The sequence below is a fragment of the Photorhabdus sp. RM71S genome (genome assembly GCF_042879355.1).
GTDB lineage: Bacteria > Pseudomonadota > Gammaproteobacteria > Enterobacterales > Enterobacteriaceae > Photorhabdus > Photorhabdus kayaii.
Window position 1 is genome coordinate 1 of record NZ_JBHFKV010000351.1, and the last position, 223, is coordinate 223.

Here is a 223-nt window from a genome sequence, read left to right on the forward strand (position 1 = left end):
TGTCAAGAAATCTCAGTCTAAAAAGACTATACCGGTTCCCTACCAGGCCATGATCGACGCCTATCATGAAATTCTGCCGGAGATGGCTAAGGTTACTGTCCTGCGAGACGCTAGAAAATCCAAGATGCGCACGTTCTGGCAACGAGCTAACAAGGAATACCAGACCAAGCACCAGAGGCCGTTTACTCTGGAGAACTGGAAAGGCTATCTGGGTTACATTGCC

At 48.9% G+C, this 223-nt stretch carries 1 pseudogene; it reads left to right on the forward strand.

Going from position 1 to position 223, the window contains the following annotated elements:
- Positions 1–223: pseudogene (locus tag ACGF5R_RS25180) on the forward strand (DNA replication protein); the annotation flags it as partial.